The organism is Lysinibacillus sp. RU7 (assembly GCF_057837305.1).
Genome location: NZ_JBYQFK010000035.1, coordinates 17,961 through 38,635, shown reverse-complemented (window position 1 = coordinate 38,635; position 20,675 = coordinate 17,961). Strand labels below are relative to the sequence as shown.

Sequence of the window (20,675 nt, the reverse complement as noted above, 5' to 3'; positions counted from 1 at the left end):
AGCGACGAGGAGGCTTGATCTCGCCCGTGGAAAGCGAGTGCCGGAGCGGAAAGCAACGGTTACTTAAATGGTAATATATGTTTTTTAATTTGCTTATTATGAGTAAAATCCTTTATTTCCCCACAAAAATTTTCACTACATCACTTGAAATTCATTCGATATTGTGTATAATGTTTTTTTGGCTTGTAAACTAAAAGTTTTGTAAAAGTAAACTTCAATACTTTTTGTTTAGAATTAATAAACTTATACTGGGAGGGATAAACTTCATGCAAATCGGGGCAAAAATTAAAGCTTTACGATTAAAAAAAGGACTCACACAAGAGGAGCTTGGGGAACGTACGGACTTAACAAAGGGCTACATTTCTCAATTAGAACGCGATTTAAATTCTCCTTCCATTGAGACACTTTTTCATATTCTCGAAGTATTAGGCTCAACCCCAAAAGAATTTTTCGACGATACGGCTGATGAGCAACCGGTTGTCTATACAAAAGAAGATCAAACAAGTTTTACTGACCACGATAAACAATATACAATTGATTGGTTAATTCCGACGTCGAATGAAAAAGAGATGGAACCGGTCATTTTAACACTGCAAAAGGGCGGAGAATTTAAACAATTCGAACCGTCCTTATCCGAGACATTTCTTTATGTATTAAATGGAAGGATTCGTGTCGTCATCGGGAATGAGGAGTATATTGCCACCGAAGGACACGCTGTCTATTACGAGGCATCTTCACACCACCAAATTTTTAACGCACATACTGGTTTAACGCGTCTACTACTTGTGGCGACCGAATCTTATTTATAACGAAGGAGGACAAATGATGGATAACACGATTATTCGTTTTGAAAACGTAACAAAATCTTACAGCGATGGTACAGTCGTTTTAAAAAATATTAACTTCGAGCTAGAAAGAGGTAAATTTTATACATTATTAGGTCCTTCTGGCTGCGGAAAAACAACAATTTTACGCATTATCGCAGGTTTTACAGAGGCAACAACTGGCGATGTGTACTTTAACGGGAAACGCATTAATCATATCCCTGCGAATGAGCGTCAAGTCAACACTGTTTTCCAAGACTATGCGCTCTTCCCACACTTAAATGTATTTGAAAACGTAGCATTCGGCCTCCGTATAAAGAAGGTAAAAGAGCAAGAAATAAAAGAACGCGTACAAGAGGCATTGAAATTCGTCAATTTAGCTGGATACGGTAACCGCGAAATTTCAGAAATGTCGGGTGGTCAACGTCAACGTGTTGCGATTGCACGTGCAATAGTCAACGATCCTGAAGTGATCTTACTAGATGAGCCATTATCAGCACTTGACTTAAAACTACGTACGGAGATGCAATATGAACTTCGTGAATTACAGCAACGTCTTGGTAAAACATTCGTATTCGTTACACATGACCAAGAAGAAGCGTTAGCGATGAGTGATGAAATCTTTGTCTTATCAAACGGCGAAATTATGCAATCTGGTACACCGGTGGATATTTACGATGAGCCGATTAACCGATTCGTGGCAGACTTCATCGGTGAATCCAATATCGTAGATGGTATTATGATTGAAGACTATAAAGTGCAATTTGCTGGCAAAATTTTTGACTGTGTAGACGGCGGGATGAAGCCAAACGAAAAAATTGATATTGTCATTCGTCCAGAAGATTTAGAAATTACAACAGTCGATAAAGGCAAATTAATCGTAAAAGTAGATACGCAACTATTCCGTGGTGTGCATTATGAATTATCAACATACGATCAGGACGGGAATGAGTGGTTAGTGCACTCACTAAAGAAGGCAGAAGTAGGGGCAGAAATCGGCTTAGATTTTGATCCAGAGGCAATTCATGTTATGCGCTTAAATGAAACGGAAGAAGAGTTTGATAAGCGTTTAGAAGCATATGGAGACGACGAAGATGCGGAATAAAAATCGTGCAGCATTATTTCCATATGTCGTCTGGATTGCTTTATTCGTTATTGCACCGATTGCCTTAGTTCTGTATTATTCCATGCTAGACTTACACGGAAATTTTACATTAGCAAATTATAAAAAATTCTTTTCAACGATTTATTTACAAATGACATTAACAAGCTTTTGGTATGCCTTTTTAATTACGCTCTTTACATTACTCATTGCTTATCCAACAGCTTATTTCTTAACAAAAACAAAGCATAAGCAGCTTTGGTTAATGTTAATTATTATTCCTTCTTGGATTAACTTACTGCTTAAAACATATGCATTCATCGGGATTTTTGGTTTATATGGTCCAATGAATGCCTTTATCGAAGTATTTGGATTGAATCCACAACAAATTTTATTTACAGACTTTAGTTTTATTTTCGTAGCGGTATATATTTTTATTCCGTTTATGATTATTCCAATTTTCAACTCATTAGACAAATTAAATCCGTCTTTAGTGTTTGCAGCAAGAGACCTTGGGGCATCAGCATGGACGACATTCCGCCGTGTTGTGTTCCCGTTAACAATTGACGGGGTGAAATCAGGGGTTCAAGTCACATTCATCCCCGCCCTTTCACTATTTATGATTACACGCTTAATCGCTGGGAATCAGGTCATTACGCTCGGTACAGCTATTGAACAACAATTCCTTGTCGCACAAAACTGGGGTATGGGGTCAACGATCGCTGTATTTTTAATTATTTTCATGGTCATTATTATGATGCTCACTGGTCAGAAAAAGAAAGGAGGCCGCGCATAAATGAACAAATTATCGACTACCTCTAAAGCCTATTTAGTATTAGTCTTTCTCATTTTATACGCACCAATTTTCTATTTAATTTTTTATTCATTCAATAGCGGTGGCAATATGAACGATTTTGAATCGTTTACACTTGAGCACTATGCGGCTGTTTTTGAAGATACACGTTTAATTGTTATTTTGATTAATACCGTACTTGTCGCCCTACTTTCGGGCTTAATTGCAACCATTGTCGGTACACTTGGCGCGATTGGCATTGTTTCAATTAAAGATAAAAAGATGCGTAACACATTACTATCATTAAACAATGTACTCATCGTATCACCTGACGTGGTCATTGGGGCAAGCTTTTTAATCCTCTTCACTATGATTGGCGTAAAATTAGGCTTTGCTTCTGTGCTTGTATCACATATCGCCTTTAGTGTGCCAATTGTTGTGTTAATGGTTTTACCGAAACTGTTAGAAATGAATACATCCTTAATCGATGCAGCACGTGACTTAGGTGCTACAAAGCGCGACGTTTTAACACGTGTTATCTTACCCTATATCGCACCTGGTATTTTTGCTGGCTTTTTTATGGCGATTACGTATTCATTAGATGACTTTGCCGTCACGTTCTTCGTGACAGGGAATGGGTTCTCTACATTATCAGTCGAGATCTACTCTATGGCTCGTGCGGGCATTACATTAACAATTAACGCCATCTCTGGCTTAGTATTCTTTATTACAGTACTTGTTGTCATTGGTTACTACTTTATAACAAACCGCTCAAAAGCAAGAACGGAGGCTGGGAAATGAAACAATTAGTACAAGCGACAATCGCTATTGTCATCGCCTGTTTCCTGCTTTTCTTTGCATCAAGATCACTTGAATCGGTTGGTATGGGCGGCAGTAAAGATACGTTAACAATTTATAACTGGGGTGAGTATATCGACCCCGAGTTAATCAAACAATTCCAAAAAGAAACAGGTATTCATGTCATTTATGAAACATTTGATTCAAACGAAGCGATGTACACAAAAATTCAGCAAGGCGGCTCCTCTTATGATGTGGCTGTTCCTTCTGAATATATGATTGAAACGATGATTGAAGATGATATGCTTATTGAGCTGGATCATTCATTAATTCCAAATGCTCAAAATATCGATCCGTACTTTTTAGATTTACCATTTGATCCGAAAAATAAATTCTCTCTCCCTTATTTCTGGGGGACAGTTGGCATCGTGTACAATCCAACAATGGTACCAGAAGATTTAACCTTCACGTCTTGGGAAGATTTATGGGATGAACGCTTAAAGGGGAAAATTTTCTTAGTGGATGGCTCTCGGGAAGTGATGGGGATGGGCTTAAATTCTCTTGGCTATTCGCTAAACTTAAAAGATGATGCGGCATTACGTGAAGCAACAGATAAACTCATTCAATTAACACCTAACGTAAAAGCCATTATCGGTGATGAAATTACACCACTGATGATTAACAATGAAGCAACTGTTGCCCTTACTTGGTCAGGGCAAGCAGCGGATATGATGTTGGAAAATGAAGAGCTCGATTTTGCCGTTCCAGAAGAAGGGTCTAATCTTTGGTTCGATAACATGGTCATTCCTAAAACATCTAAAAACGTAGCAGGTGCACATGCGTTCATTAACTTTATGCTAAAAGCTGAAAACGCAGCACAAAATGCTGATTATGTTGGTTATTCTACCCCTAACTCAGCTGCTTGGGCGTTAATGGATGAAGAAGTTATTACAGACGAGCGCTTCTATCCAGACGAAGAACTACGCAAACATTTAGAAGTATACGAAAACCTTGGGCTAGAATGGCTCGGGAAGTATAACGAATACTTCTTAGAATTTAAAATGAACCTCAATTAACAAAAGACGTATGGGCATTTAGTAGCCATACGTCTTTTCAGTATATAGAGCAGTATATGACCTCCAAAATAAAGGTTCATCACCAAAAGTCGGGGTTGCCTTATATACATGGCACACTCCACTCCGAGCGGATGCTTTCCGCGGGCATGGCTTCAGTCTCCTCGTCGTTCGTCCCTCAGTGCTCCTGTCGCTGCGCTTTCGTCGCAAATAAATTTCCTGCGGGGCCTTCAGCTCGGGGCAACATGATGTTGCTCACAAAGGCGTTGCCACAGGATGTGGCGACTTTAGCCTTTGCTCACTTCCCCCGCTGGAGTCACCGCTCTCCGTTCCGTGTGCTACCTACTTCTACGTAAATTGTTTGCTATAAAAATAATTTTGTTATAAGTTGAACACAGATTATGATGGAGAAGTATTTATTTTTGCCATAGCTTACTATTGTCATAGAAGCCGAGCTTTACTTCACAACGGAAACGTGCTGTGGTGAAATATAAAGGTTACAATGCTTATTCTATTCAATAATTTTTACTATTTTTGTATTTTTTGTTCATTACGAATTGATGAAATAAAGTGTTTGTTGATTGGAGTGGAAGCAGGGCGACTCCTGGGGGATTAGCGTCCTAGATGAGACCCTGGACTGAGCGTAGCGAGGGAAGCGGCTCATCGGACGCCCCCCGGAAAGCGCCCAGCTGCTCCTGACGCTACGCTTTCGTCGCAAATAAATTTGGAACGGAAATCAACCCCAAGTTACGGTGATGAGCCAAAATAAAGTAATCGCCACCATATTTTGTACTAAACTAGTTCATTTTTCATCCCTTAGTCTAATAACTTTACAGTAGTGACAAGTCGTATAATTATGTTAGACTAATTGTACTTACATTTCAAAAGTCGAAATAATGGATTAGAAAGGCGGTTAGCCATGGCGAAAAAAACGAATAATGTCGCCCTCTATATTTTAATGTTTAATATGTTTATTACGATGGGTGGTATTGGCATCATTGTTCCGGTTATGCCTTCTTATTTAGAATTGTTCGGTGTAGGAGGACAAGTATTAGGGTTTTTAATTGCAGGGTTTTCCCTAGCGCAATTTTTACTTTCCCCAATTGCCGGTGATTTATCAGACCGTTACGGACGCAAAATCTTTATTATTACAGGTCTTACTTTATATGGTTTATCTCAAATTTTATTTGGTTTATCGGACCATGTTTGGCTATTATTCGTTGCACGCTTCTTAAGTGGGGCAGGTGCAGCATTTGTCATGCCCCCTATTTTAGCGTATGTCGCCGATATTACAACGGTGGAAGAACGAGGAAAAGGGATGGGGATGGTTGGTGCAGCGATGAGCTTAGGCTTCACCATTGGACCAGGTATTGGTGGCGTGTTAGCTGGCATCAGTTTACACATTCCATTTTATTTCGCGGGTAGCGCAGCCATCGTAGCAGCTGTTCTATCTCTTATCATTTTACCAAATGTCAAAAAAGATACAGAAGCAACGGCGAAGCCACCACGTGAAAGTTTAGTGAAACAATTAGTACGTTCTACCAAAACATCGTATTTCGTATTTTTACTCATCGTCTTAACATTTAGTTTTGGGATTTCTAACTTCCAAGCAACATTATCACTCTACTTAGACCATAAATTCAACTATTCACCTTTTGATATTTCGGTCATTATTATGGTTGGTGGGTTTGCTGGTGTTATTTTGCAAATGTATATTATCAACAAGCTGTTTAAGAAGTTCGGCGAAATGAAAGTGATTTTAATCAACTTACTAGTAGCAGCGATTACGATGTTACTTGTTATTTATGTGAGCGGATTCTTTATGATCCTCACAGTGGCGACGTTATTCTCCATCGCTACAACCTTTATCCGCCCCGCAGTCAATACACTCATTAGTAAAGTGGCTGGCGCTGAACAAGGTTTCGCTGCTGGAATGAATAACGCCTATATGAGCTTAGGGAATATGTTTGGCCCTATATTAGCGGGCTCTTTATTTGACTGGAATATGGACTCTCCGTATGTTTTCGGTACAGTCATTTTAGCTACATGCTTCATTTTAGCATGGGCATGGACTCAAAAAAGAGCACCACATTTAATGCACGCCTCGGAACAAGCATCATAACAACAAGTAAAGGGATGTCCACTTTCTGGACATCCCTTTCCCTTATAAACTCCGAATAAACGCCTCAACAAAATCGGTATTAAACGAAAGTAACGCTTCATCCGGATTCATCTTGGACTGATGCAAACCGTACTGGCAGTTTGCCCCACTCCAAAACATGGCACCAGGAATCTCTTTTAGGAAATAGCCAAAGTCTTCTCCAGTCATCGCTGCTGGGCATAAGAAATCCGTTGCACCGTCATACTGTTTCGCAAAAGCAAGCAGACGATTGGCACATGTCTCATGATTATTTACTTCATGATACAGAGAGCCATAATCAATGGAAATTTCACATTCAAACGCCGCTTCAATCCCTGCACAAATGGCCTCAATACGGCTTTTTACTACCTGCATTGATTCGGCATTTAGTGTACGAATCGTTCCTTCTAAACGTGCATTCTCTGCAATGACATTTTGAACAGTACCCGCTGTTATCTTTCCTACCGTTATAACCACACTATTCATGGGATCTATATTGCGGCTCACAATCGTCTGTAGCTGTAAAATTAAATTGGCTGTTGCAATCGTCATATCACGTGTAAGATGGGGATATGCTGCATGCCCACCAATCCCTTTTAAATCGATAAATAACTCCGATGTATTGGCAAATAATAGCCCTGGGCGCGTTGCTACTGTGCCTACTGGATATTCCGGTGCAATATGAAGTGCATAAATTTCATCACATAAAAGATCAGGGCGCTCCTCTTTTAACCAATTGAACATTGGTTCTGCTCCACCTGGCCCTTCCTCAGCTGGTTGGAAGTAGACAACTACATTTTGCACAGGTCGATTTTTTGTAAAAGCTGTGACAAGCCCTAGTGCCGTCGTCATATGACAATCATGCCCACATGCATGCATATGACCAGTGTGCTGCGAAGCGTACGCTACACCTGTTTCTTCTGTTACTGGTAAACCATCGATATCTGTACGCCATCCGATGGTTTTCGTTGGATTCGTGCCCACAATCCTTACAATAACCCCTGTACGCCAAGTTGCTATTTCTAAATAGTCTTGCGGAAGTTTGGTTAAATAATCTAAAATAAACGCTTGTGTTTTAAATTCTTGAAAACCGAGCTCTGGTATTTTATGTAGCGCTCGGCGAATATCAATTAGGGATTGCATGAAGTCACCTTCTTAAATATTTCGTAAAGCGTCAATTACTTCTGTTTTCGCTTTTGTTTTTTCGTCTAGCTGCTTTAATACGCGCGCTGGGACACCACCGACAACTGTATACGGTGCAACATCTCCAATAACTATAGCACCAGCTGCTACAACTGCGCCTTTTCCTACACGTACACCTTCAAGTACAACGGCATTGGCACCAATCACAACATCATCCTCAATAATGACCGGTTGTGCATTTGGCGGCTCAATGACACCAGCTAGCACTGTGCCTGCACCAATATGGCAATTCGCCCCAACTGTTGCACGTCCTCCTAATACTGCACCCATATCAATCATTGTTTTTGGTCCAATTTCTGCACCAATATTAATAATGGCTCCCATCATAATAACAGCTTGCTCACCAATTGTTACTTGATCACGAATAATCGCCCCTGGCTCAATACGTGCATTCAGATGTTTTGTATCTAATAATGGGACACCTGAATTTCTTCTGTCACTTTCAATGACATAGTCCGTTATCTTTTCTCCATTACTTTTTAACGCAGCTTCAATATCGCTCCACTCGCCAAAAACAACCGCATTATTCCCTTCACCGAACACTTTTGAACTCTCACCATACGATAAAGAAGCGACGTTATCACCTTTTACATACACTTTAACTGGCGTTACTTTTTGCGCCTTCGAAATAAATTCAATAATTTGTTGTGCATTCAACTTATCACTCATCTTTATACAACCCCTTTTCATGTAAGTTTTTATAACATGTTTTGATTGTACTAAATTTTTATTTCAATCGCACGTATTAATTTTTGTATTCATATAAACAACGGGCTCGATCTTGCACAACATCCACGAATGCTTTTACTTGAAGTAGCTCAAAAGCTGAATCGTAACCGATTAGCCACGTATCCCGTGTTAAGCCCATATCTTTTTCCGAATGCACTAACGGAATTTTATTCACATCTTCTGTTCCGTTTAATGTAATAGACGGTAATATTGCATAACCAATACCATTTAGCGCCATTTGTTTACACGTTTCAATTTGATCGACAATAATTTGATGGCGTGGATTTTGGTTAAAATGCCGTTGCCACCATTGCAAAATTTCTTGATAATAATCTGAGTCACTTTTGAATTGAATGAATGGACGATCTGCCGTATAAATATCTTCCAATGTTTGAATTTCTTTATCTACTAAGTACATCATATCTCGGAACAAGTGAATTTTCTTCCCTTTCCAATCTGCTTGCCCTCGTACAATGCCAATATGTGCTTCGCCTTCATATAAAGCTTTCACAATTTCTGAACTCCAACCAGTCATTAATGAAATTTTTGTATCCGGGTACAATGTAACAAAGTCTTTCAATACTTGGGGCAACCAGTTTTGCCCTACAATAGATGCACATGCAATTTTAAGTGTGCCATGCACTTTTGCATTTAACGCTTGAATCGTTTCAAATACTTCTTCACGCCTAGCGATTTGCTCTGTTGCGTATTGAATAACAAGCTCTCCTGCGGGTGTAGGAGTTAAGCCACGTTGTGAACGTAAAAACAACTGTGTTCCCCAGTCTTTTTCAATTGATTGCAATCTTTGTGATAAGGCTGGTTGCGTTAAAAAAAGACGTTCCGCTGCCTTACGCATATTTTTTTCTTCTGCCAATATTTTAATAATCTCAGCCTCTGTCGCGGTCATAATTTCATCCTTTCACGGTATTAAAAATCGACAAAACCCTCTTAGGATTTTGCCGATTTTATGTTGATTATCGTTCATTCATATAAATATACTTTTTGAGTTGTTTTAATATGACGCGACGTGTCATAATCCCAACAAACGTTCCTTCTTCATCAACAACACTAAGAAAAGCATGGTTAATCACTAAATCCAACGCACGTTTAAAAGTATCTGTTACTTGTAAATAAGCAATTTGCTTTTCCATTATAGTATCTACTTTAATTTCAGAAAGACGTTCATATTCAATGCGCTCTAAACCTAAAATTGCTTCTGTAATCATTTTGCTACTTAATAAACCTTGTAGACGATATTTGACATCTAATACTGGAATAGAAGAGTAACCCGTGCGAGTTAATACGAGTAAAGCATGTTCCGCGTTATTCCCACTTTGTACGTGAGCAACCTTCTCGGAAGAAATAATAAAGTCTTTAATAGGTATATCTAATAATTCCCTGTTATTTATTGACAGCATAACATTCTACTCCTTTACCACTCAAAAATCGAGCAGGATAGTGCACTCATAGTTATCATATCATAATTGACTAAGAAGTGACTATGTACAGGAGCCTGAAATGCTAAAATTCCCCTTTCATTGACCTCTTGCCCAATAAAAGAAAAGAACGATTGTCATAAAAATACCGACGACAATGTACATCATAATGATTGGATTCAATAAAAATGGATGCCTTCGAATGACAGGGTCAACAGATGTGTCAAGCTCTGAATTACTCTTTTCAATCTGATTCGCTGCCACTACAGTCGCATAGGCTGAGAGTGCACATAAAATAATGATAACAACAATCGATCCCCAGACAAATAAACTCACATAAAAACCTCCTTTCGTTTTTATGTAGTATCTCTGATCAGCTACCATTCTATGCAACTAGAATGCACGCCTACCGTGCATAGCACTCTGATGTCTAAAATAAATACGCCAGGTAAACACAACGTTCTAAAAATAAAAAAATAGCCATTCTCAAATCGAATCGCTACTTTTTATATTTTGGAACAACCGCTTAATTAATTAAATATTGCTCCACAATTTCCTCAACGGGCAATGGCTTATTGTATAAATAGCCTTGTACTTTTTTACAGTGGTTTTTAAGCAGAAACTGTTCTTGATTTTTTTTCTCGACACCTTCTGCAATTACTTCTAATCCGAGCGTATGTGATAATAAAATAATGGCCTTTACAATGGCCTCGTTTTTTTCATCTTCTTCAATATCTGCAATAAACGATTGATCAATCTTAATAATATCGATTGGGTATGTTTTTAAATAACTGAGCGACGAATAACCTGTACCAAAATCATCCACTGACACAAACACACCTAACTGCTTTAACTCATTTAAAATGGCCGTTGTTTCATGCACATTCGTCATGGAACCTTCTGTAATTTCGAGCTCTAATTGAGCAGGGTCAATATCGTATTGCTTCATTACTCGCTCTACTTTTCTCGCAAACTGTCCCTGTTTAAATTGCTTTGGTGAAATATTAACAGCAATTCTGACAGGTCGATAGCCTTTTCCTTTCCATTCTTTTAAATATTTACATACGCGTTCTAGTACCCAATCCCCAATTTCTATAATTAGTCCGGATGATTCTGCCAATGGGATAAATTGCGCTGGGGACACAAAACCAAACTTACGATTATGCCAACGAATTAATGCTTCAAAGCTGTTAATCTCGTTTGATTGTAAATCCATCTGTGGCTGAAAATGAACGGATAATTCATTTAGTTCAATCGCTCTGCGTAAATGCGCCTCCATTAATGCTTCGTTAGGAAACACTTGGCTCATTTCTTTACGATAAAAACGATAATCACCTCGACTATGATTTTTGACATAAAACAACGCTTGGTCTGCATGATGCAACATCGTGTCTAATTGTGGTTTTTGCTCAGCGATACTTGTGGCAATACCAATAGAGGCCGTAACATAATAGTCTTGCTCATCTACAACAATTGGTTCTTTCAACAATGTTAAAATTTGTGCCGCCAACACTTCAACCTCTTCTTGCGCATCATAACCTATAACGAATACAAATTCATCGCTATTATAGCGAAAAATCTCACAATGCTTCTTGCGCAATGATGTAAATCGTTCGCTAATGATCGCTAACATACCATCCGCTTTTTGCTTCCCTAACGATTCGTTAAATTTTTTAAAGCGGTCTAAATCAATTATGAGAAGTGCCACATGCCTCTTTATTCGTTGCTCTGTAAACGATGACCATTGATGTTGTAATGCACGCCTATTAAATAAATTTGTTAACTCATCTTCATACACAAAATGCTCTTGATTAATGACTGCTCGCAGGACAATAAGAATATGGGTTTCATCATTAATCACTAGTTTTTGCATATATAATGCCATTTGTTGTTCTAACTTTAGGTTTATGTATTCCACTTGGTTGCTTAACTTTTCAACAAAGGGATGTAACGTTTGCCAATCAATAGCCCCAAAAAAACATTCCGCATCCATTTTTACATTACTTGGTTCCTGAAAGAGCTGAATCGCTTTTTCATTTACACATTCAATTTCATAACGGTACTGTACTTTTTTTAATACAATGACAGCATCGAATGGATTTAGTTGAATAATTTGTTGTAAGGCTTTCATTCTATCTTTCTCTACGACCTTTATCACTTTTTACACTCCTATCCAACTCACTCTACTGTCTTTAGTTTCATATAGCCTTGCATTTTTTGCAAGACTATATGAAAATTTTTAAACACGTTATTCTTCCGTAGGTTGCCCAATCGCTTCTCGCAGGAATATTTCTTGACTATTAATCTTTTTATTGCCGTTATGATCTTCTTTATAATGGTACTTCCCATTTGAATCTTGAATACGCGCTTTTTGATTGTCTTCCAATTGGAGTTGCATAATTTTTATAATACGATTTTTGATGTCCGGTGAATATACCGGGAATAAAATCTCTACGCGTTTAATCATATTACGGGTCATCATGTCTGCTGAAGATAAGAATACTTTATTTTCGCCATTATGATGGAACCAAAAAATACGGGAGTGCTCTAAAAAACGTCCGACAATGGATGTTACTGTAATATTTTCACTAATGCCTTGAACACCCGGTCTTATACAGCAAATGCCACGGATAATCAGTTCAATTTTTACCCCTTCAATCGATGCTTCATACAATTTCATCATTAAATCTTTATCTGTTAAGGAGTTCATTTTTGCCCGAATAAAGCCATTACCGTGTCGTTTATGACATTCGATCTCCTCATCAATGAGTTGAATAAACTCATCTCGAATATCGAAAGGTGCAACAACTAAATGGTGAAATTCAGGTTTTTCCGTATAACCACTTAAATAGTTAAAGAAGTTTGTCGCATCAATCCCAAACTCCTTGTTTGACGTAATAATGGCCATATCCGTATACATTTTCGCTGTTGCATCATTGTAATTACCTGTTCCTAGATGAACAAAGCGCTCAATTTTTCCGTGGCGACGACGCACAACAAGCGTAATTTTCGAATGGGTTTTTAAATTATTCATTCCGTAAATCACTAAACACCCCGCTTGCTCAAGCAACTTCGCCCAAAGAACATTATTTTCCTCATCAAAACGTGCCTTTAACTCGACCAGTACAGTTACTTGTTTCCCGTTCTCTGCTGCCTGCTTTAATGCCTGAATAATCGGCGAATTCCCACTTACACGATACAGTGTTTGTTTAATCGCTAACACAGATGGATCATTCGCTGCTTCCATAATGAAATCAACAATCGGTACAAATGATTCATATGGATGATGGAAAAATAAATCTTGCACTAACGCCTTTTCAAAAATGTCTTCATCCGAACCTAAATCTTGCGGTGGCTGTGGGATAAAGCTCTCATATTGTAAATGTTCAAGCCCAACCGAGATTGTTTTAACAAATGGAAACATAAATGTTAAATCTAATGGCCCATCAATTTTAAAGACATCTGATTCACTAATTTCAAACTCATCTAATAGGTAGTCTAATACATCATCCTTCATTTCCCCATCACGGACTTCTAAACGAGAGCCAACCCCCCATTTCCGCTTCTTTAACTCTTTTTCAATTTCAGAAAGTAAGTCTTGCGCTCCCTCTTCGTGAATCGTTAAATCCGCATTACGTGTTAAACGGAATGCTTGAGAAGACTTGACTTTATATCCATAGAACAGGTGATCAATATGACTTGTAATAACATCTTCTAATAGCACGAACACAGTTTGATCACTTGCTGTCGGTACTTTAATAAAACGATCTAATACAGAAGGTACTTGGACAATCGCTACTTTAGTTGTATGTTCGGCATCATTATTGTTTTTTTCTAACATGACAAGCAAGTTTAATGTTTTCCCTAAAAGTGTCGGGAATGGCCGATACGCATCAACTGCTACAGGGGTTAATACAGGAAAAATCGTTTCTTCAAACAATTCCGTAATATATCGTTTCTGTTCTACCTGTAAATCTTTAAAATCTTTAATCAACACATTTTCCTTCGGTAAACATTCATCGATTAAATAACGATACACTTCTGTTTGACGACGAACTAAAGCTTGTGTACGCTCTGCAATTTTCGCTAATTGCTCTTTTGGCGTCAAACCCGATTTATTTTCCGGCTTATGAAAATCCGCCCGTACTTGATCCTGTAATCCCGCAACACGGACCATGAAGAATTCATCTAAATTCGAACTAAAAATGGCTAAAAACTTCAACCGTTCAAGCAATGGATTTTCTTCATCCTCTGCTTCTTCTAATACACGCTCATTAAACGCAAGCCAAGAAAGTTCACGATTATTATAGTATTGCGGCTTTGCGATTTCTTCAAGCAATGCAGCGCGCTGTAGTTCTTCTGGCGTCTGTTCACTCTGGTCATTTGTGCCCATTGCTAGCTCATCAAGATTAACGTTCATCCTTATTTCCACCCTTCTTCATAAAAATCAATACTCACTTCACATTTAAAAATCCGTTCCATATGTTTTTTAGTCCGTTCTGCTTCATATATTTCAGCAACCGCACTCCCTTCCACCATCACATCTACTTGAACCATTTCATCTATGCGTTTAAGCACAACTTGTTTGACAATATTACGTTTAGATACATTTAATGCATAGACAAATTTAAGTAATGCACCAAAATCGCGCAAACATTTTAATTCCTCACGCGGTATCCACGATAGAAACGGCATAGCGAACCGATTAAAGTAATTACGGTTTTTATAAGACGCTAAAAGCGCTAACTTTATACGATTTAAATGATTCATCCCAGCAATTGATTGATTGGCAAGTAAATAGAATGTATGTTGACTCGAGGATTCCAGTTCAATGTATTCACCAATGGCAAATACTTTTGCTGCACGTCGAATGAGCTCTAAATGTTGTTGATTAAATGTAAAATAATCTAACTTACAGCACTCGTGATACAGTTGCTCACTCAGTGCACAAAGTGTTTCTAATTCTTCAACAGAGCGCCCATATTTAAATGCAATTCTTTTTGCATTTTCTGCAAAGACATTGTATTTATCAAATGCGCTTGCATCTCCTTGCAATACACGATGAATAATTAAACCTTCTCGAAGCCCTTTTTTACTTAATTGGAAATTTTTTGTCCCTATAATGTCCATCAAAGTTGTAAACACTTCTATGGCTGGTACGATAATGTCTGCCCGATCTGATGATAACCCATCCAATTGTTTTAACTGTTCAAATGTCATTTGACTCAGATCTTGTTTTAATTCGAGTAAATCATCTAACATCATTTCATATTGGTGTACACCTGAAATAGGATAGCTATGCTGCTGTTGATGGACTTGTGCCACATTACGAGCACTACCACCAATAGCAATCACAGGTAAATTGACATCGCAAATCCAGCTTAATGACTTAAATTGCTCTTTTATATAATTATGTAACAATTTCCGTTCTTCATTATTCATAATGGAGCCCTTTACAAATTTTTGCTTTAAGCTCACTGTCCCGAATGGAAAACTATAAGTTTTTTGTAATTTCTTATTTTTAAACAATGTAATTTCAGTAGAGCCCCCACCGATATCAATCGTTATAGCAGAAGCTGTATCCATCGAATTAACAACAGCTAAAAAACCAAAATAAGCTTCTTCTTCTTCCGATAAAATCTCAATTTCAATACCGGTCTCCTCTTTCATACGCCTAACAATTTCTTGATTATTTGATGCTTGTCGAACTGCGGCTGTTGCAGCAGCTTTAATATCCGTTACATTATAATCTGCCAAAATCTGTTTGAACGAAGCGAGCGTTTTCGATAAAATGCCCATTCCCTCTTCGCTCATGTCACCAGTAGGCAATAAATGTGTCCGAAGGCGAGCAACCGTTTTAATATTGCCAAACTCGTGTAATCCTTCGTTTTTATCATATTGATACATGACAAGCCGCACTGTATTTGAGCCAATGTCAATAATAGCTGTTTTTACTCTCTCCATTTTTTCACTTCCTTTTTGTCCAACAATAAATATTACAGCTTTACATTAGCACTCATTTTTAAATTTTTATGTAAATTTTTTGTAAAAAAAGTCGGAATACTTATATTAGCACCCGACTTTTTCATGAATATATAAACTTTTTATAGGCGCTTGCTTATAAGATTAACTGATCCATACGTAATATAAGCTCTGCAATTTCTGGTTTTGAAATTTGGTCTTCTGCCCCTACTTCTTCGCCTTTATGACGAAGATCTTCGGTAATTAAACTTGAGAAAATAATGACTGGCAATTTTTTTAAATCTGGATGGCTTTTAATTTTCTTTGTTAAATGATGTCCATCCATTTGTGGCATTTCAATATCTGTTATAACAATCTGTACTTGATTTTCAATATTTTTATCCGCTTTTGCTAATGCTTCTAAATAATCATACGCATCGCGACCATTTTCAAAGAAATCTAAATTTACATAGCCTGCCTCTTGCATCGTATCAAATAGTAATTTACGAAGTAGTGGTGAATCTTCTGCAATCACGATTTTCTTTTCTGAACGTTCGCGTTTTCCTAATTTTTTCACCGCTTCTACACTAATACTAGAAGCAGGGTTGATGTCTACCATAATACGCTCAAAATCAAGCAATAAAATCATCTCATCTTTGTATTTAATAACACCAATTACTTGTGATGAGCCGCCTTGATACATATCAGATGGTTTTTCAATTTGATCCCATGAAATGCGGTGAATTTGCGTTACATTATCGACATGGAATACGACACGTTGCTTATTAAATTCAGCTACAATATATTTTTGTTGCGGATTACGTTGTGCATTAGCTATTCCTAACACTTTTAACATATCTACTACTGGCAATACTTCTCCGCGCAGCTGGATAATCCCTTCAACATGTGGATGTGCATGTGGAATGAATGTAACGTTCATTGGTTGAATAATTTCTTTTACTTTAATAACATTAATACCAAATTTATTACTTCCTACTTCAAATTCGACGATTTCAAGTTCGTTTGTACCACTCTCTAATAAGATACCTTTTTTTTCTGTTTCCACAGCATACCGGCTCCTTTCAAAACTTTCCTATACATTAATTGTATCATAGGCAAGCCCATTCTCCTATAACCGTTTTCCACCTCAAACGATGAAAGTAACGAAAAAAAGTATATAGTTTACAACAGTTTTTTGCGGTTAATTTAGTCTTATTCTACGTAATATTGAATTAATGCTTGTGTTCCTTTTTCGCCATATCCGCGCTCCATTAGTTCTTCATATAGTGCTTTTGCCAATGCGAGCCCTGGGAGCTGTAAATTCATACGTTCTGCTTCATCAATGGCAATTTTAATATCTTTGATAATATGTTTAATATAAAAACCTGGTTCCAAATCACCTTTTAACACACGTGGTGCTAAATTGGATAATGCCCATGAACCCGCAGCACCTGGTGTAATCGACTTTAAAACGTCTTCCATAGAAAGTCCTGCTTTTAAGCCGTAAGCCATCGATTCACAAACCCCAATCATACCCGAAGCAATGACAATCTGATTACACATTTTAGCATGCTGACCAGCACCCGCTTCGCCATGATACACAATATTCGTTGCAAAGATCCCTAAAATCGACTGTAATTTCTCAAATACGTCTCTTTCTCCGCCAATCATAACGGACAATGTACCATTCTGTGCACCAATATCACCACCAGTAACAGGGGCATCGATACTATGTATCCCTTTTTCTTTTGCTATTTCAAATAATTTTTTAGCTAAGCTTGGTTCAGACGTTGTCATATCCACGACAATCGTACCCGCTGCGGCTGTTTGAAAAACACCATCTTCTCCTGTATATACTTCTTCTACATCTTGCGGGTAGCCCACCATGGTAAAAATAATATCTTGTCCCTTACTTGCCTCAGCAGGTGTTGCAGCCCACTTCGCACCAAGTGCTACAAGCGCGTCCGTTTTGCTCTTTGTTCGATTGTAAACCGTTAATTCATGACCAGCATGTAATAAATGTTTTACAATACTTGCCCCCATAACCCCTGTACCAATAAAAGCAATTTTCTTTTTCATCTCATATCCCCTTCCTTTTCTTTAGTTTATCAAATGTCATAACATAAAAAATGCGAAAAATAAAAAAACTCACACTATTTTTAGGCGAGTCAATCGTTTAATGTATCCGTATTGTGATGAAGGCGCTTCATAGAAAAGAACACTCTTCAAATAAATACATCTATAGCTTAATTCAAATTTAAAATCACCACCTTTGTCTAATCATGTTCTTATAAAATATCGGCTTTACCTAAAAAGAGAGCAAATGCAATAGCATTTGCTCTTAAGGGGGAAATGAGAATGTTGCTGTGTTCAAATATACTATTCCCACTATTCTTCATAAGTAAACACTATTTTTTCTGGATTATTGAAAAAAATTTGTTTCTTCTATTTCATCTTCTTTTTCACTTCTATTTAGCATATCATATTCATTAAGTAGTTCATCTAATCTCTTACTTAGTTGAATGGTTTTAGCATTTCCAAAGCCATGTTTCATACCCGATTGAATCATAAGCGCCCGCATCTGCTCCAATTGCTCTAAAATGCCCTTTTCCATAGCTTCCCCCCAAGTTCAAAATAGTCACCGCCACAATTATACCACAAATAACATCAAATGGTAATTATTTCATGTTCTAGGAGCCTGTAAAAATGTGAAAATTATGTTCCCCCCCTGTTTTGCTTCACCACGAAAATGTTTAAATTGTGAATCGTTTACGAGCGCTTCACGAAAGCTTAAATAATCCGATTTAGAAATTTCTACACTTTGTAGTTCTCCATTTCTTAATTGATCGAGTATTTGTTTATATTTTTCCATTATTTTAAACCACCTTCTTTAATAAAAAATCCCCTTTTAAATAATTAATTATTCGAAAAACTCTTTACCTTTTTGTTAAATTCGTGCAAACTGTTAAGTATTAGTCGATAAAGGAGCTGACTGCCTGTGAAAGTAGCTGAAGTAGGAAGTATTGTCGAATTTAAGGACGGTCTACAAGGAATCGTCGAAAAAGTAAATGAAAACTCTGTTATTGTTGATTTAACCATCATGGACAACTTCCATGAACTCGAAATGGAAGAGAAAACTGTAATAAACCATAAACGATATAAAATTTTACATACGAAAGATGCTTAAACGTTTTCACTCCTTTTCATCGCTAAAAGATGATATAGGAGTGTTTTTTTGTTACACTATATCAAGGAGGGAAATAGAATTATGATGAAACATAAAGAAACTATCGTGCTCCTTCTATCTTTAGTTTTCATTTATGCAATGTTACTTTACACATTTGAGGAAAAAGTGATTTTTTGGTATTTATATTCCTTTACTCTCCTCGTAGGAATCGCTGTGGCGCTCATATTCGGCAAGTTTGAAGATCGGCTACCTACATGGCAGTACTTACTATATGGTACAGGCTATGGGACGATTGCGTATGGTGTTGTCAAACTTGGGCACATACTGCTTCCATATATTGATCGCTCTACAACAAAGGATATTTCAAAATTTTTAGAGCTATATGGTCCAACGAATATTTGGCATTATTTGATGCTAATTTTTATTGTAGTCATTGGTGAAGAAATGTTTTGGCGTGGTTATATTCAACAACAGTTAAAACGCTTTACTTCTCCTTTTTATGCAGTTTTGATTACGGCTCTTTTGTTTTCTCTTGCATTAGCGATTAGCGGCTTTATGCCTGGTGCTCTCGCGGCTATAGTTACTGGTTTATTATGGGGTACACTGTACGAATGGAAAAAGAGTTTACCATTAGTTATTGTATCGCATCTTGTATTTGTCTTGTTATTATTTTTAATCTTACCGATTATTTAATCAAATGAAACTTATTTCTAATGATCACGTCTAACTATTAACAAGGGGGAATTTGAGATGAAAAAACATGCATTTCTTATAACATCAGCATTTTCCGCAATGCTCTTACTTGCAGCTTGTAACACCACTGAAACGCCAACTCCTACAGAAGAAGAAACAGCAGGTACTGTTAACGAAACAAACAATACACAAAATGGTGCCGCTGAAGGGGAAGACACAACAGCTGATACAGGGACAGAAGAGACAACTGAAAGTACAAATACAATTGATTATGTAGAAGATGGGCAACCAAAAAAAGTGGAAACTGCGACGACAGTAAGTCCTCAGCAGGATTATACTATTTCATTAGCGAAAGGATTTTCTCTTGAAGCAGAAGAGCCTGGTCGCGATATGGTAATATATGACGCCAATAACGAACACTCAATGCGCATCGAACTATTTGCAAAAGATGAAACTACTTATGATGAAGCAGCACTACAAACAGAAAATACGGTTAAGATTACTGCACCAGAAGGTAAGTATGAACCGTATGCACTTGACTCACTTTTAACAACACATAAAGATATCACAAATGCAACTGGCTATGTTGTCACTTATACAGAAGATAAAGACCAAGTGGTGACAGTCGTTTTCGAAAAAGGAACAAAAATTGTACGGTTAACCGTATTTGATACAACTACAGCTGAAATGACAGATGCCTTTTTACAAATGGGCTTTACAATCCAATAATATTGTA

The 20,675-nt window shown here is 37.5% G+C and carries 21 protein-coding genes; 9 read left to right on the top strand and 12 right to left on the bottom strand.

The window, feature by feature from the left end; all coding sequences use genetic code 11:
- The first annotated feature begins 266 nt into the window (after positions 1-266).
- The 6 genes from AC3II9_RS19490 to AC3II9_RS19465 all read left to right on the top strand — a co-directional run bounded on the left by AC3II9_RS19490 (position 267) and on the right by AC3II9_RS19465 (position 6,712).
- Positions 267-809 (top strand): helix-turn-helix domain-containing protein, encoded by a 543-nt coding sequence (locus AC3II9_RS19490; protein WP_489158133.1) that lies wholly within the window; start codon positions 267-269, stop codon positions 807-809.
- Between the two features lie 13 nt (positions 810-822).
- Entirely contained in the window at positions 823-1,929 is a 1,107-nt protein-coding gene (locus AC3II9_RS19485; protein ID WP_489158131.1) for an ABC transporter ATP-binding protein, read from the top strand.
- On the top strand, positions 1,919-2,722 hold the full coding sequence (locus AC3II9_RS19480; protein ID WP_489158129.1) for an ABC transporter permease: 804 nt from the start codon (positions 1,919-1,921) through the stop codon (positions 2,720-2,722). Before AC3II9_RS19485 ends, AC3II9_RS19480 begins: the two co-directional genes overlap by 11 nt.
- On the top strand, positions 2,723-3,520 hold the full coding sequence (locus AC3II9_RS19475) for an ABC transporter permease (protein WP_489158127.1): 798 nt from the start codon (positions 2,723-2,725) through the stop codon (positions 3,518-3,520).
- Positions 3,517-4,593, top strand: a complete 1,077-nt coding sequence (locus AC3II9_RS19470) for an ABC transporter substrate-binding protein (protein ID WP_489158126.1) — start codon at positions 3,517-3,519, stop codon at positions 4,591-4,593. Before AC3II9_RS19475 ends, AC3II9_RS19470 begins: the two co-directional genes overlap by 4 nt.
- Before the next feature lie 916 nt (positions 4,594-5,509).
- Positions 5,510-6,712: an MFS transporter gene (locus AC3II9_RS19465; protein ID WP_489158124.1), complete on the top strand. Its 1,203-nt coding sequence runs from the start codon at positions 5,510-5,512 to the stop codon at positions 6,710-6,712.
- A 42-nt stretch (positions 6,713-6,754) separates the two neighbouring features.
- On the opposite strand, the gene AC3II9_RS19460 is transcribed toward AC3II9_RS19465, so the two are convergent.
- The 12 genes from AC3II9_RS19460 to AC3II9_RS19405 form a co-directional block, all read right to left on the bottom strand.
- Positions 6,755-7,873 (bottom strand): N-acetyldiaminopimelate deacetylase, encoded by a 1,119-nt coding sequence (locus AC3II9_RS19460; protein ID WP_489158123.1) that lies wholly within the window; start codon positions 7,871-7,873, stop codon positions 6,755-6,757.
- Between the two features lie 12 nt (positions 7,874-7,885).
- Entirely contained in the window at positions 7,886-8,602 is a 717-nt protein-coding gene (gene dapD, locus AC3II9_RS19455) for a 2,3,4,5-tetrahydropyridine-2,6-dicarboxylate N-acetyltransferase (protein WP_489158121.1), read from the bottom strand.
- A 76-nt stretch (positions 8,603-8,678) separates the two neighbouring features.
- Positions 8,679-9,569 carry a transcriptional regulator CcpC gene (ccpC, locus tag AC3II9_RS19450; protein WP_489158120.1) on the bottom strand — a complete coding sequence of 297 codons (891 nt, stop codon included), beginning with the start codon at positions 9,567-9,569 and terminating at the stop codon, positions 8,679-8,681.
- Between the two features lie 67 nt (positions 9,570-9,636).
- Positions 9,637-10,080: a cyclic-di-AMP-binding protein CbpB gene (gene cbpB / locus AC3II9_RS19445; RefSeq protein WP_489158118.1), complete on the bottom strand. Its 444-nt coding sequence runs from the start codon at positions 10,078-10,080 to the stop codon at positions 9,637-9,639.
- A 117-nt stretch (positions 10,081-10,197) separates the two neighbouring features.
- Complete coding sequence (locus tag AC3II9_RS19440; RefSeq protein WP_489158116.1) at positions 10,198-10,434, bottom strand: short-chain dehydrogenase; 237 nt, start codon at positions 10,432-10,434, stop codon at positions 10,198-10,200.
- Positions 10,435-10,624: 190 nt separating this feature from the next.
- Positions 10,625-12,256: a putative bifunctional diguanylate cyclase/phosphodiesterase gene (locus tag AC3II9_RS19435; RefSeq protein WP_489158114.1), complete on the bottom strand. Its 1,632-nt coding sequence runs from the start codon at positions 12,254-12,256 to the stop codon at positions 10,625-10,627.
- Between the two features lie 90 nt (positions 12,257-12,346).
- Entirely contained in the window at positions 12,347-14,491 is a 2,145-nt protein-coding gene (locus tag AC3II9_RS19430) for an RNA degradosome polyphosphate kinase (RefSeq protein ID WP_489158137.1), read from the bottom strand.
- Between the two features lie 29 nt (positions 14,492-14,520).
- A complete protein-coding gene (locus AC3II9_RS19425) occupies positions 14,521-16,062 on the bottom strand; it encodes a Ppx/GppA phosphatase family protein (RefSeq protein WP_489158113.1) in 1,542 nt (513 codons plus the stop codon).
- Positions 16,063-16,216: 154 nt separating this feature from the next.
- Entirely contained in the window at positions 16,217-17,125 is a 909-nt protein-coding gene (locus AC3II9_RS19420) for a chemotaxis protein (protein WP_489158111.1), read from the bottom strand.
- 146 nt (positions 17,126-17,271) lie between these two features.
- On the bottom strand, positions 17,272-18,138 hold the full coding sequence (locus AC3II9_RS19415) for an NAD(P)-dependent oxidoreductase (protein WP_489158110.1): 867 nt from the start codon (positions 18,136-18,138) through the stop codon (positions 17,272-17,274).
- Between the two features lie 343 nt (positions 18,139-18,481).
- Positions 18,482-18,673: an aspartyl-phosphate phosphatase Spo0E family protein gene (locus AC3II9_RS19410; RefSeq protein ID WP_489158108.1), complete on the bottom strand. Its 192-nt coding sequence runs from the start codon at positions 18,671-18,673 to the stop codon at positions 18,482-18,484.
- Between the two features lie 69 nt (positions 18,674-18,742).
- The gene (locus AC3II9_RS19405; RefSeq protein WP_489158106.1) at positions 18,743-18,931 is read right to left on the bottom strand and encodes a hypothetical protein; all 189 of its coding nucleotides are present in this window, start codon (positions 18,929-18,931) and stop codon (positions 18,743-18,745) included.
- Positions 18,932-19,057: 126 nt separating this feature from the next.
- On the opposite strand from AC3II9_RS19405, the gene AC3II9_RS19400 reads away from it, so the two are divergent.
- From AC3II9_RS19400 to AC3II9_RS19390, 3 genes are all read left to right on the top strand, one after another.
- The gene (locus tag AC3II9_RS19400; protein ID WP_489158105.1) at positions 19,058-19,246 is read left to right on the top strand and encodes a YkvS family protein; all 189 of its coding nucleotides are present in this window, start codon (positions 19,058-19,060) and stop codon (positions 19,244-19,246) included.
- A gap of 81 nt (positions 19,247-19,327) precedes the next feature.
- Positions 19,328-19,939: a CPBP family intramembrane glutamic endopeptidase gene (locus tag AC3II9_RS19395; RefSeq protein ID WP_489158103.1), complete on the top strand. Its 612-nt coding sequence runs from the start codon at positions 19,328-19,330 to the stop codon at positions 19,937-19,939.
- Positions 19,940-19,996: 57 nt separating this feature from the next.
- Positions 19,997-20,668, top strand: a complete 672-nt coding sequence (locus AC3II9_RS19390) for a hypothetical protein (protein ID WP_489158102.1) — start codon at positions 19,997-19,999, stop codon at positions 20,666-20,668.
- Positions 20,669-20,675 lie beyond the last annotated feature (7 nt).